The following is a 12,091-nucleotide window of genomic DNA, read 5'->3' on the forward strand; positions in this document are numbered from 1 at the left end:
ATGATGGATGCGCTCATTCTGGCGCCCTTCGGGCGTGACGCATCCGTTGCCGCTGCTATTTTGGAAGGGCAGGGATTCAGTTCCGAGATATGTGCTGGAATCGGCGACTGCCTCGACCGATTCGATCGGGCGTTCTGTTTTATCGTCACCGAGGAAGCCCTGTTGGCAGAAGACCGCGGGCGCTTGGCGGAATGGGTCAATAACCAGCCGAAATGGTCGGATTTCCCGCTCGTTCTTCTTACCACCAGGGGCAATCCGATCGACGAGCGCCTGGCTTTCCTGAGCGAGTACGGCGTCTCTCTGGAACGACCGTTTGGGCCGCTTGCCTTGGTTGCGGCCGTACGGTCCGCAGTGCGCGCCCGGAAGCGCCAGCTGGAAGTCAGGGCTTTCCTGGATGAGCGGGAACGCACCAATGCGCGCCAGCGCCTTCTCATTCGTGAACTTCACCACCGCGTCAAAAACACATTGGCCAATGTCCAGGCAGTCCTCGGCGCCACTGCACGTTCGTCGACGTCGGTCGACGAACTCTACAAGACGTTTTCGGCCAGGGTCCAATCGCTTGCTCGCACCCACTCGTTCCTCACCGACGATTATTGGCAAACGGCATCCCTCGAAGACCTTCTGAAAGGCGAACTGGCTCATTACGACGACAGCGGTCGCGTCAGATTGGATGGTCCGGCTGTATCGTTGAACGCCGACCAGGCTGTTCCGTTGGGCATGGCAATTCATGAGCTTGCGACGAACTCCAGCAAATACGGCGCCTTGTCAGGCCCGGCCGGCGTCCTCGATGTGGAGTGGTCAACGACCAATGATGAAGGCAACGAGCGGCTTTCGTTTTTTTGGCGCGAGCGTGGCGGTCCGCCCGTCGAGGCGCCGTCGCGCAAGGGATTCGGCAGCATACTTTTCGAGCGCGTGTTGGCCGTACAGCTGGAAGCCAAGATCGACATGCAGTTCCTGCCCGCCGGACTGCAAATTGCGCTATCGCTTCCTCTCAAGCGCGATCGCCTGGTTCCTGAATATCAGGCGGCACCCTAAACCCCACAAGGCATCTGCTTACGCAGGCGGGTAGGCTCAATCCCGTGCTTCCCTCTTGCCGCATCTTGCTCTAGCGTTTCGAGCCTTGTTGCGGGCTCTGAAATGCTGACATACCCGACGCTTCGAAGGCTGTCTTTTATCGGCGCGTTTCTTGCCGCGGCGGCTTGCGTTCTGTCGTTCGGATATTCGCTGGCGACCGGGGTCTACCTCGATCAGGCCGCGTCGCGAGGGCAGACGACCTTGCGCCTGGCCATTGCCGGTCTCAGGGGCCACATCGACCGTTTCGAGCCGCTGCCGGCCCTGATCGCCGATCACGACGACATCAAGGAGCTTGCCGTCAGCCCGAACGACGCCGTCCTGCGCGACCGCGCGAACGAGTATCTCAAGGACATCAACGAACTGCTGCGCTCGTCGGACATCTATGTGATGATGGTTGACGGAAGCACGATCGCCGCCAGCAACTACGATCAGGCGACGAGCTTCGTCGGCGAGAATTTCGCATACCGGCCCTATTTTCAGGACGCTGTTCAGGGCCGCAACGGGCGGTTCTTCGCGCTCGGCACGACCTCCCTCAAGCGCGGCTATTACTTTTCGTCGCCCATTCTGGTCGGTGCCGACATTCGCGGTGTGGTGGTGTTCAAGGTCGACATGGATGCCATCGAAGCTTCGTGGAGGGGCGGCGACAACGAGATCATCGTCGCCGATCCCGAAGGCATCATCTTCATGACCGGGCGCAAGGACTGGCTCTATGCCGGCCTGCTGCCGCTGACGCGCAAGCGCATCGCGCGAACCGAGCAATCCAAGCGCTATGCCAATGCCGTGCTGACGGAACTCCCTGTTTCCAACAGTTCCTATGACGGCCGCCTGCCGCTTCTGACCGTATCGGAAAGCAACGAGCGCCGCGAATATCTCGACGTGTCGGATACGATGGAGGACGCCGGCTGGACGGTGCACGTGCTGCTCGACACGCGCTCCGCCCGCGCCCAGGCTTTCACCGTGGCTGTCGCTTTTCTGCTGGTGCTCGGGCTAGCCGCCCTTGCCGGATTGATCCTGTGGCAACGGCGCGCGCGGCTGGCGGAACGCCTGGAATTGCAGCGGTCCGCGCGCATCGAACTCGAGCAGCGCGTTGACGAACGGACGGCCACGCTGGCGAGCGTCAACAGACAGCTGGAAACCGAAATCGACGAGCGCCGCGCCACCGAGCGGCAATTGCGCCAGACGCAAGCCGATCTCGTCCAGGCCGGCAAGCTCGCAGCGCTCGGGCAGATGTCGGCGGCCTTGTCGCATGAATTCAACCAGCCGCTGACAGCTGTCAAAACCTATGCCGACAACGCACTCGTGCTGCTCGACCGCGAGCGGATCGCGGAAGCGCGGGACAATGTATCGCGGATATCGGGCCTCAGCGACCGCATGGCTTCCATCAGCAGGCATTTGCGCAACTTTGCGCGGAAGCCGAATGAGCAATTGGGGCCGGTCGAGATAGAATCGGTGATCGACGACACGCTCGCCATTGTCGCCTCGCGTCTCAAATCGGCACGCGCCGAGCTGTCGATCGATCTTGGCCCTGCGCCGCTGATGGTCAGGGCAGGCGCGGTCAGGCTGCAGCAGGTGCTGGTCAATATCATCTCCAATGCCGCCGATGCGGTGGAGGGTTTGAAGGACCGCACCATCGAGCTTTCGGTGCAAGCCGACGCCGGACGCGTCCGCATCGCCGTGCGTGACCATGGGCCGGGGGTGCCCGACGCCATCGCCGAGCGTATTTTCGATCCGTTCTTCACAACGAAGGGTGTCGGCAAGGGCCTCGGCCTGGGGCTGTCGATCTCCTACAACATCGTCAAGGATTTCGGCGGCAGCCTGTCGATCGCCAACCATCCCGAGGGCGGCGCCGTGTTCACGATCGAACTCGACGCGATGCCGATGCAGCGGCATGAGGCTGCCGAGTGACGCCATCGACCATCATCCTCGTCGACGACGAAGACGAGTTGCGGCGCTCGACGGCGCAGACGCTGGATCTGGCCGGGTTCAAGGTGCGCGACACGGCGTCGGCGGAGCGCGCGCTGGACCTGTTGAATCCCGGTTTCAATGGCGTCGTCATCACGGATATCCGCATGCCCGGCATGGATGGCATGACTTTGATGAACCGGATTCGCGATATCGACGTCGATATCCCCGTCATCCTGATCACCGGACACGCCGAAGTGCAGCTTGCGGTGAAGGCGATGCGCGAAGGCGCTTATGACTTCATCGAAAAGCCGTTCAACGCCCAGGATCTGGCCGACCGCACGGCCCGCGCCATCGATCATCGCCGACTTGTGCTGGAAAATCGCATCCTGCGGGCCGCGGCCGGCAAGCGCGACGATATCGAAGCGCGTCTTCCAGGCCGCACGCAGATCATGGTCGACCTGCGCTACCAGTTGCGCGCGGTGGGCGGCACGGATGCGGATGTGCTGATCATCGGCGATACCGGCTCGGGCAAGGAGGTTCTGGCCCGCGCGCTTCACGACATCAGCGGACGCGCGGAGCGTCCCTTCGTCGCGATCAATTGCGCGGCATTGCCGGAAACCCTGATCGAAAGCGAGTTGTACGGCCACGAAGCCGGTGCGTTCCCGGGTGCGCTGCGCGCTCGCTATGGAAAGTTCGAGCATGCGCGCACCGGCACGATCCTGTTGGACGAGATCGGATCGATGCCGCTTGAATTGCAGGCGAAATTGCTGCGCGTCATTCAGGAGCGTGTGATCACCAGGCTCGGTTCGAACGAGCCGGTGCCTCTCGATGCGCGCTTCATCGCAACCAGCAAGGTCGATCTCGAGGCCGAAGTCGCCGCCGGCCGATTCCGCGCCGACCTGTTCTACCGCCTGAATGTCGTCACATTGCGCATGCCTTCCCTGGCGCAGCGGCGGGCGGATGTGCCCTTGCTGTTTCTTCAACTGGTCCGCGAAGCCTCCGGGCGCTACCGCCGGGACCACGTCGAGGTCGCGCCGGAAGTGCTCGTCGAGGTTGCGCGCCGGCAATGGCCCGGCAATGTCCGGGAACTGCGCAACGCGGCGGACCGGTTCGTTCTCGGTCTCGGCCTTGGCGGCGAACAGGAAACGCTGCGCGATGCCGACGGCGGACGGCTTGCCGACCAGGTCGCTGATTTCGAAAGAAGTGTGATTGCCGGCACGCTTTCGGCGCATCGCGGAAATCTGAAGCCGGTTTACGAGGCGCTCGGCATTTCCCGTAAGACGCTCTACGAAAAGATGCAGCGCTACGGCCTGGACAAGGGAACTGCGCCGTCGGAGTGACCGCAATTGCGCAGATGGGTGAATCTTCACCCACCGCATCCCTTCGATGTTACGAATTCCACCCATTTTTGACGGTTATGCGGAGAAATTGCGAAGAATTGAGCTTTAGCGCTATGCCACGCCGCTACAACTCGGCAAGTTGCATCCATCACCTGATCGGGCCGGGAGGAAATCGGCGCGTAGGAGGTTGTTTCAAGGGAGGAAATCCGTGAAGACTCTGTTCACAGGCCTGATGGTCGCCGCTGCTTTCGCCGTCACCGCATTCGATGCCAACGCGCAGACCTATCCGGACCGCAACATTACCGTCGTGGTGCCCTTCGCTGCGGGCGGACCGACCGATACCGTCACGCGTCTCGTCGCAGAGGCGATGGGCAAGGATTTCGGCCAGCAGATCATCGTTGAAAATGTCGGCGGCGCCGGCGGCACGCTCGGTGCGGGACGCGTCGCGTCGTCCGATCCGGACGGCTATACGCTGCTGCTTCACCACATCGGCATGGCCACGTCAGCGACGCTCTACCGCAAGCTCGCCTATGACACGCTCAACGCGTTCGAATATGTCGGCCTCGTCACCGAGGTGCCGATGACCATCGTCGGCCGCAAGGATCTCGAGCCAACCGATCTGAAGGGTTTGGTGGAATATGCCAAGGCCAACAAGGATACGGTTACGGTCGCCAATGCCGGCATCGGCGCGGCGTCGCATCTGTGCGGCATGCTGTTCATGAGTGCGATCGGCACCCCGCTGGTGACCGTGCCCTACAAAGGTACCGGACCGGCGATGACCGACCTTTTGGGCGGCCAGGTCGACATCATGTGCGACCAGACCACCAACACCACCAAGCAGATTCAGGGCGGCACCATCAAGGCTTACGCGGTGACCTCCGAGAATCGGCTCGACATCTTCCCAGACCTGCCGACCGTGACCGAAGGCGGCCTTCCGGATGTGACCGTCGGTATCTGGCACGGCCTCTACGCGCCGAAGGGTACGCCGGCGGAGGTTACCGAGCGGCTGTCGAAGTCGCTCCAGCTTGCTCTGCAGGACCCCAATGTGGTGGCCCGCTTCGCCGAACTGGGTACCACGCCGTCTCCGGCGGAAGACGCCACCCCGGCCGCGCTGAAGGAAAAGCTGGAAGGCGAAGTGGCGCGCTGGAAGCCGATCATCGAAGGCGCGGGCCAGTTCGCGGACTGATGTCAAAAATGCGCCGGCGGCCTTATGCCGCCGGCATTTTTCCGCATTCCCGTTCCTCATGCCAGTCGGTGAGACCTCATGAAGTCCTTTACCATTGACCCGGTAAACGGAGCCTGCGGTGCGATATTCGTCGCGCTTGGCGGCTTCTTCGCGTTCCAGTCGCAACAACTCGATTTGGGCACCACGTTCCGCATGGGGCCTGGATATTTCCCGCTCGTGCTCGCCCTGGTCCTGGTCCTGCTCGGTCTCGTCGTCGTCGTCCAGGCGACGCGGATCAAAGGAGAACCGCTCGGCCCCATTGCCTGGCGCGGCGCGCTGTTCATCCTGCCGGCGCCGATCCTGTTCGGTGTCACCGTCCGCGGTCTCGGCTTCGTACCGTCGCTGTTCCTGACCTGCCTGCTTGCATCCTTCGCCAGTTCGCGGATGACGGTGCCGCTGGCCCTGATCCTTTCCGCTGTCATCACCGCGTTTTCGGTCGCCGTCTTCAGCTACGGCCTTGGCCTGCCGTTCCGCAACATCGGCCCCTGGCTGAGCTTCTGAGGAACGGCGACGATGGAACTTTTCAGCAATCTCGCACTCGGCTTTTCCACCGCCACGACGCTGACCAATCTCGGCTTCTGTCTCATAGGCGTCCTTCTGGGCACGCTGATCGGCGTTTTGCCGGGTATCGGCGCCACGGCGACCATCGCCATGCTGTTGCCGATCACCTTCCAGATCGGCGACCCGGTCTCTTCGCTGATCATGCTTTCGGGCATCTATTACGGTGCGCAGTATGGCGGCTCCACCACCGCCATTCTGATCAACATGCCCGGCGAATCCTCTTCCGCCGTCACCGCCATCGACGGCTACCAGATGGCGCGCAAGGGGCGCGCGGGCGTAGCGCTCGCAGTTGCCGCGATCGGCTCGTTCTTCGCCGGCTCGGTGTCGACCTTCCTCGTCGCCTTGTTCGCGCCGCCGCTGACGGCCATCGCGCTGCAATTCGGTGCGGCCGAATATTTCTCTCTCATGATGGTCGGCCTGGTGTCGTCCATCGCGCTCGCCCATGGCTCTGTCGTCAAGGCGCTGGCGATGGTGGTTCTGGGGCTGCTTCTCGGCCTGGTCGGCACGGACATCTATTCCGGAGCGCCGCGCTTCACGCTCGGCATTCGTGAATATGCCGATGGGCTGAACTTCGTGGCCGTAGCTGTCGGCGTCTTCGGTGTCGCCGAAATCCTGCGCAATCTCGAAAGCGAGAAAACGCGCGAGGTCCTGTTGGCGAAGGTGACCGGGCTCATGCCGACGCGCGCCGATTTAAAGGCCATGGCAGCACCCATTTTGCGCGGCACGGCGATCGGCTCGGTCCTCGGCATTCTCCCCGGCGGCGGTGCGATCCTGGCTTCGTTTGCCTCCTACACCGTCGAAAAACGTGTCTCCAAGAACCCGGCGGAGTTCGGTCACGGCGCCATTGCCGGCGTTGCGGGACCGGAATCGGCCAACAATGCCGGTGCGCAGACCTCGTTCATTCCGATGCTGACGCTCGGTATTCCGGCCAATCCGGTCATGGCGCTGATGATCGGCGCAATGATCATTCAGGGCATCGTTCCCGGCCCCAATGTGGCATCGGAACAGCCTGCGCTGTTCTGGGGCATCATCGCCTCGATGTGGATCGGCAATCTGATGCTCATCATCCTCAACCTGCCGCTGATCGGGCTCTGGGTGAAACTGCTGACGGTGCCGTATTACGTGCTGTTCCCCATCATCATGGCGTTCTGCTCGATCGGCGTTTACAGCGTCAACTCGAACGTCTTCGACCTCTACGCCGTCGCCCTCTTCGGGCTTCTCGGCTACATGCTGACCAAGCTGCGCTGCGAACCCGCTCCGCTGCTTCTCGGCTTCGTGCTGGGACCGCTGCTGGAGGAAAATCTGCGGCGCGCCATGATCCTGTCGCGTGGCGATCCCGCCACCTTCGTGACGCGCCCGATCAGCGCCATCCTGCTTGGACTTGCACTCTGCGTATTGATCGTGGTGCTGCTGCCCAGCGTGCGCAAGAAGCGCGACGAGGTGTTCGTCGAAGAAGATTGAGCCGATCAAGCATTGGTTTAGACTTGGGCCGCCCTGCAACGGGCGGCCTAAAAAGTTTGGCTCAGCGTTGAACAGCCCTCAAATCTCGGCGTCGCCGGCAGGCGGTCAATCTGCTGTAGGTGCCCAGCCTTCCTTGAGCAACCGCGCCGCCCATATGCCGGCAAGCATGGCCGGAACAAAGGCAAGTGTGCCCGGTGCTGAAAGGAGAAGTGCTGTGAAAGCCGGGCCAGGACAGAGGCCGCCCAGCCCCCAGCCGATACCGAAAAGCGCCGGACCGAAGAACAGCGCCGGGTCGATCTCCTTGCGGGTCGGGAGTTGGAAACGGCTCGCCAGAAGCGGCCTGCTACGTCGAAGAACAAATCGAAAGCCTACGCTGGCCACCGCCACCGCACCCGCCATGACGAAGGCAAGCGATGGATCCCAAGTTCCGGCAAGGTCGAGGAAATTCAGCACCTTGGCCGGATTGGCCATGCCGGACACGATCAGTCCGGTTCCGAACAGCAGGCCGAGGAGCAGATTGATCAGGATCGACATGGATCAAGCTCCGACGATGTGCCTGGCGATGAAGACGGTCACAAAGCCTGTTGCGAGGAAGATGGCGGTTGCCAGAAAAGATCGTGGTGAGAGCCGTGCTATGCCGCAGACGCCGTGGCCTGACGTGCAGCCGCTTCCCCAAACGGAACCGAAGCCGACAAGCAATCCTGCTGCGATCATCGGCGGTATGTTGGAGGAAATCGACTGTTGAATCGGTTGGTCGGTGATTGAGTTCGCGACCAACGGTGCGAACACCAGCCCCAGGATGAAAGCTAGGCTTCTCGCCAGCGCCTTGTCACGATAGGGCGGGAAGAGGCTGCCGACGATGCCGCTGATGCCCGCAATACGGCCGTCGGTCAACATCAGCAGGACAGCCGACAAACCAATAAGGACCCCGCCAAGCAAGGAAAGGAGTGGCGTGAATTCGGTCATGATGCGACTTTCTGCTTGCGCTGGGGCGCTGAAGGGACAGGCTGGCAGAACAGGCGGTGCATGGTGGATATGAAGACCGTTATGCGCGGGTCGGCAAGCCGGTAGAACACCTGCTTTCCGTCCTTGCGGCCGACGATCAAATCGGCAGCGCGCAATTCGGCCAGCTGCTGTGAAAGGCCGGGCTGGCGGAGACCCAGCAGATCCTCCAACTCGCGCACCGAGCGTTCGCCATCCACCAGCACACAGCAGATCAGCAATCGGTCTGGGTTGGACAGTTTTTTCAGGAAGACCGATGCCTCGTCGACATGCGCCTTCATATTGGCCGCTTCGCAAGACAGCTGTTCGGTCATTGACTTAGCCCCAGCACGCGTCGGGAAACTGGTCGAGCGGGATTTTGAGGTAGCGCACGCCATTGGCCTCGGGCTTTGGCAGGCACCCGCCATTGGTATTCACTTGCAGGGCGTGCAGGATCAGCTTGGGCATGGGAAGCGTCTTGTCGCGTGCCTCCCGCGCGGCGACGAATTCTGCCGCGCTCTTGAATTTCGAGATGTGGATGTTGCCGGCTTTCTGTTCGGCCACCGTGGATTCCCAGCGCGGTTCGCGGCCGCCCGGCTGGTAATCGTGCCCGGTGAAGAGCCGTGTTGCGTCGGGGAGGGCGAGGATATTCTGGATCGAGGTCCACAACGCTGTGGCGCTGCCGCCAGGGAAATCGGCGCGCGCGGTGCCGCCATCGGGCATGAACATCGTGTCGTGGATAAAGGCGGCATCGCCGATGACATAGGTTATCGAGGCGAGCGTATGGCCGGGCGAAAACATCACCCGCGCATCAATGGAGCCGACCTTGAAAGTCTCGCCATCGGCAAAGAGCTTGTCCCACTGCGAACCATCGGCCCGGAATTCAGGCCAGTTGTAAAAACCCTTCCAGAGTTTCTGGACCTCGGTCACTTTCTCGCCGATTGCCGTCGGTGCGCCGGTCTTGCCCTTGAGATACTGAGCCGCGGAAAAATGGTCGGCATGCGGATGCGTGTCGAGAATCCAGGAGAGCGTGTATCCTTTCTCCGCGATGAATTGGAGCAGGCGGTCGGCATTCTCCGTACCGGTTCGCCCGGACTTCTCGTCGAAGTCGTGCACCGGGTCGATGATGACACAGATGCGGGTTTCGGGGTCCGCCACGACATATTGGACCGAACAGGTACGCGGGTCGAAAAAGGCGGCAACCTCAGGTTTCTGCGTCATGACTTTCCTCCCAGCATCGCCCGCGCACCTTGGTCAAGGCCAACGTTATCGGCAAAATGATTGCAATAGTTTGCAATCATTAAAGCGTGATTGTCGCGCACGTCAAGCCGGTGATCGACAGTCCAGCCAAAAGAAAAGGCACCGAGCCTCAGGAGGTTCGGTGCCTTCGCAGATCGGCTGATAAGCCTGGAGTGTCTTACTTGCAGGGAGCCAGGAAGGTAACCGGGCGTCCGTTGCGATCGTACATCGGACGGCCGCGATCGTCATATTGGTGATAGCGGCATTCGCCGGGAGCCGTGCCCGCGCCGATCATGGCGCCCGCCAGACCGCCGAACACGGCGCCTGCAACGGTGGCGCCGGTGTTGCCGCCGATCGCCTGGCCGAGCAGCGCGCCCGTACCCGCGCCGATGGCGCCGCCCGCGACAGCCCGTTCACCCGGAGTATTGCAACCCGCCAAAGCAAGGGTTGCAGCAACTGCACACAACGCAACAAAACGCTTCATTTTCTTTGTCTCCCTGATGGTTATCTCAACGCTACCATAGCAATATACGCATATCCAGCGACTTCGGATCGACCTGCCATCATGCTTTGCAGCGATTGAGGTGCCCGCCATTGATCCTGAAACGGCGTGGCACCCCGTCGCCACGGTTCTCTATGAGAAGGGTGTTGCAGGCCAACTTCCCCAAAGCTCTGCCGCCACATGGCTGCGAAGGGCTGGGCGGCCGCTGGATGCAGCTTTCCGCAGCGTCGCGCGGCGGAGTGGAACTGTTGACGTTCGCAGCCGTTTTCGGGAGTTAACTCGAACAGGAAGGATCGTCATGAATCTCCGCAAATCCGTCGCGCCGCTTTTGCTTTTGTCGATGATGGCAAGCCCCGCCCTGGCGCAGACCACGCCATCGCCGGTCCCGCCGGCAAACAGCATGAAGCTCTCGGAGATTGTCGCAAAGGTCGAGGCGCGCACCCAGTTCGCCTATATCGACGAGATCGATTGGGACGACGAAGGCTATTACGACGTCACCTACTACACCACCGATAAGGCCAAGGTGGAAATCAAGATGGACCCGTCCACCGGCGAGCCCCGCTGATACAGGTCGAAGGCAGGCCGCTCACACGAACGGTCTGCCGATCGGGAATTTGCCCGGCACCAGCCGCTTGAGATAATCGAGCCCCGGCTGGGCGATGTGATTGACGTCCGTCAGCATGAAATCGTCTGGCATATGCCGCGTCTTGCCGGCCACGTCCGACAGCGCCACCTGGCGGATCACGGTCTTTCCGTCGTCCTCCTGCAAGGCCACCGAACCACCGCCGCGCTCGGCCACCTCGACGGCGAAGACGCCGGCATCGAAAGCCTCCTGCGCATCGGTATGGTTAACCGCGCCGACATATCCGCGCGGCACGTAGCCCAGAGCATCGACGCGCGCACGCGTCCCTGGGAGACCCTCGGCCAACGCCTGCTCCAGCGCCCGGTTGAGGTCACTGCCCGACAGCTTCACATTCCCGTGCGCGTCCCGCTCCAGCCGGTCGGGAGAAACCAGGCTTTCGACCAGAGAGCGGCCGTCCGCCGTCGAAACGCCCTCGGAAATCGCCACCACGCAGCGGCCGTATCGACCCATAGTCTCCTTGATGTCGGAGACGAAGCGCGGCACTGAGAAAGCGCGCTCCGGAACATAGAGAAGATGCGGCCCATCGCTGTCCTCGTCGCGCCAGGCGGCTGCGGCTGCGGTGAGGAAGCCGGCATGGCGGCCCATGACGATACCGACATAGATGCCGGGCAGGGCGCGGAAATCCAGATCGATCGACAGAAAAGCGCCGGCGACGAATTCGGCCGCCGAGATGAATCCCGGCGTGTGGTCGTTTTCCATCAGGTCGTTGTCGATGGTCTTGGGCGCGTGCACGAACGCCATGCCGCCGCCCGATGCGTCGGTCAGGATTTGCTGGGTGCCGGCGGTATCGTTGCCGCCGATATAGACGAAGGCGTCGGCGCCGACTTTCTTCAGGCCGGAAAGGACGACATCGCAATAGGCGGCGTCGGGCTTATCTCGGGTGCTGCCCAGTGCTGCGCTCGGCGTGGCGGCGATGCGGCGGAGCTGTTCTTCGGGAATGTCGCTGAGATCGACATAGTCGCCGTCGCGAATGCCGCGCACGCCATGCCGGGCGCCGAGCACTTTCGCGCCAGGATGTCGCCTGCGCGCTTCGAGCACGATACCGGCCAGGGTCTGGTTGATGACGGCGGTAGGACCACCGCCCTGGGCGATGACGAAGGTCTGCGGCATGAAATTCTCCCCGGTGTTTCGGAGAGGATAGCAGAAAGCGTTTTGGCTTT

General features: G+C 62.1%; 13 protein-coding genes. 7 read left to right on the forward strand and 6 right to left on the reverse strand.

Features of this window, described 5'->3' with window-relative positions; all coding sequences use genetic code 11:
• Positions 1-3 precede the first annotated feature (3 nt).
• The 6 genes from ICI42_RS06555 (at position 4) to ICI42_RS06580 (ending at position 7,566) form a co-directional block, all read left to right on the forward strand.
• Entirely contained in the window at positions 4-1,035 is a 1,032-nt protein-coding gene (locus ICI42_RS06555) for a sensor histidine kinase (RefSeq protein ID WP_407945139.1), read from the forward strand.
• 102 nt (positions 1,036-1,137) lie between these two features.
• Complete coding sequence (locus ICI42_RS06560) at positions 1,138-2,979, forward strand: sensor histidine kinase (RefSeq protein ID WP_188163766.1); 1,842 nt, start codon at positions 1,138-1,140, stop codon at positions 2,977-2,979.
• A complete protein-coding gene (locus ICI42_RS06565) occupies positions 2,976-4,319 on the forward strand; it encodes a sigma-54-dependent transcriptional regulator (protein WP_188163767.1) in 1,344 nt (447 codons plus the stop codon). Before ICI42_RS06560 ends, ICI42_RS06565 begins: the two co-directional genes overlap by 4 nt.
• 232 nt (positions 4,320-4,551) lie before the next feature.
• Positions 4,552-5,505 carry a tripartite tricarboxylate transporter substrate-binding protein gene (locus ICI42_RS06570; protein ID WP_188164440.1) on the forward strand — a complete coding sequence of 318 codons (954 nt, stop codon included), beginning with the start codon at positions 4,552-4,554 and terminating at the stop codon, positions 5,503-5,505.
• Between the two features lie 78 nt (positions 5,506-5,583).
• Positions 5,584-6,045, forward strand: a complete 462-nt coding sequence (locus ICI42_RS06575; protein WP_188163768.1) for a tripartite tricarboxylate transporter TctB family protein — start codon at positions 5,584-5,586, stop codon at positions 6,043-6,045.
• Between the two features lie 12 nt (positions 6,046-6,057).
• Positions 6,058-7,566 (forward strand): tripartite tricarboxylate transporter permease, encoded by a 1,509-nt coding sequence (locus tag ICI42_RS06580; RefSeq protein ID WP_188163769.1) that lies wholly within the window; start codon positions 6,058-6,060, stop codon positions 7,564-7,566.
• Between the two features lie 105 nt (positions 7,567-7,671).
• Here the strand turns inward: ICI42_RS06580 and ICI42_RS06585 are convergent, their stop codons facing one another.
• The 5 genes from ICI42_RS06585 to ICI42_RS06605 form a co-directional block, all read right to left on the reverse strand.
• Positions 7,672-8,100 (reverse strand): DUF6691 family protein, encoded by a 429-nt coding sequence (locus ICI42_RS06585; RefSeq protein WP_188163770.1) that lies wholly within the window; start codon positions 8,098-8,100, stop codon positions 7,672-7,674.
• A gap of 3 nt (positions 8,101-8,103) precedes the next feature.
• Positions 8,104-8,532: a YeeE/YedE family protein gene (locus ICI42_RS06590; protein ID WP_188163771.1), complete on the reverse strand. Its 429-nt coding sequence runs from the start codon at positions 8,530-8,532 to the stop codon at positions 8,104-8,106.
• Positions 8,529-8,882 (reverse strand): ArsR/SmtB family transcription factor, encoded by a 354-nt coding sequence (locus ICI42_RS06595; protein ID WP_188163772.1) that lies wholly within the window; start codon positions 8,880-8,882, stop codon positions 8,529-8,531. The genes ICI42_RS06590 and ICI42_RS06595 overlap by 4 nt, the downstream gene beginning before the upstream one ends.
• Positions 8,883-8,886: 4 nt before the next feature.
• Complete coding sequence (locus ICI42_RS06600; protein WP_188163773.1) at positions 8,887-9,768, reverse strand: MBL fold metallo-hydrolase; 882 nt, start codon at positions 9,766-9,768, stop codon at positions 8,887-8,889.
• Positions 9,769-9,964: 196 nt separating this feature from the next.
• A complete protein-coding gene (locus ICI42_RS06605) occupies positions 9,965-10,270 on the reverse strand; it encodes a hypothetical protein (protein ID WP_188163774.1) in 306 nt (101 codons plus the stop codon).
• Positions 10,271-10,586: 316 nt separating this feature from the next.
• Between ICI42_RS06605 and ICI42_RS06610 the strand changes: the two genes are divergently transcribed.
• Entirely contained in the window at positions 10,587-10,853 is a 267-nt protein-coding gene (locus ICI42_RS06610) for a PepSY domain-containing protein (protein WP_188163775.1), read from the forward strand.
• A 21-nt stretch (positions 10,854-10,874) separates the two neighbouring features.
• Here the strand turns inward: ICI42_RS06610 and ICI42_RS06615 are convergent, their stop codons facing one another.
• Positions 10,875-12,041 carry a diphosphate--fructose-6-phosphate 1-phosphotransferase gene (locus tag ICI42_RS06615; RefSeq protein WP_188163776.1) on the reverse strand — a complete coding sequence of 389 codons (1,167 nt, stop codon included), beginning with the start codon at positions 12,039-12,041 and terminating at the stop codon, positions 10,875-10,877.
• Positions 12,042-12,091: the final 50 nt, after the last annotated feature.

This window comes from Oryzicola mucosus, assembly GCF_014534685.1.
GTDB lineage: Bacteria > Pseudomonadota > Alphaproteobacteria > Rhizobiales > Rhizobiaceae > Oryzicola > Oryzicola mucosus.

Coding starts and splice junctions, on each gene's coding strand:
- ICI42_RS06555 (WP_407945139.1), top strand. CDS start 4: ATGGATGCGCTCATTCTGGCGCCCTTCGGGCGTGACGCATCCGTTGCC.
- ICI42_RS06560 (WP_188163766.1), top strand. CDS start 1,138: ATGCTGACATACCCGACGCTTCGAAGGCTGTCTTTTATCGGCGCGTTT.
- ICI42_RS06570 (WP_188164440.1), top strand. CDS start 4,552: ATGGTCGCCGCTGCTTTCGCCGTCACCGCATTCGATGCCAACGCGCAG.
- ICI42_RS06575 (WP_188163768.1), top strand. CDS start 5,584: ATGAAGTCCTTTACCATTGACCCGGTAAACGGAGCCTGCGGTGCGATA.
- ICI42_RS06580 (WP_188163769.1), top strand. CDS start 6,058: ATGGAACTTTTCAGCAATCTCGCACTCGGCTTTTCCACCGCCACGACG.
- ICI42_RS06585 (WP_188163770.1), bottom strand. CDS start 8,100: ATGTCGATCCTGATCAATCTGCTCCTCGGCCTGCTGTTCGGAACCGGA.
- ICI42_RS06590 (WP_188163771.1), bottom strand. CDS start 8,532: ATGACCGAATTCACGCCACTCCTTTCCTTGCTTGGCGGGGTCCTTATT.
- ICI42_RS06595 (WP_188163772.1), bottom strand. CDS start 8,882: ATGACCGAACAGCTGTCTTGCGAAGCGGCCAATATGAAGGCGCATGTC.
- ICI42_RS06600 (WP_188163773.1), bottom strand. CDS start 9,768: ATGACGCAGAAACCTGAGGTTGCCGCCTTTTTCGACCCGCGTACCTGT.
- ICI42_RS06605 (WP_188163774.1), bottom strand. CDS start 10,270: ATGAAGCGTTTTGTTGCGTTGTGTGCAGTTGCTGCAACCCTTGCTTTG.
- ICI42_RS06610 (WP_188163775.1), top strand. CDS start 10,587: ATGAATCTCCGCAAATCCGTCGCGCCGCTTTTGCTTTTGTCGATGATG.
- ICI42_RS06615 (WP_188163776.1), bottom strand. CDS start 12,041: ATGCCGCAGACCTTCGTCATCGCCCAGGGCGGTGGTCCTACCGCCGTC.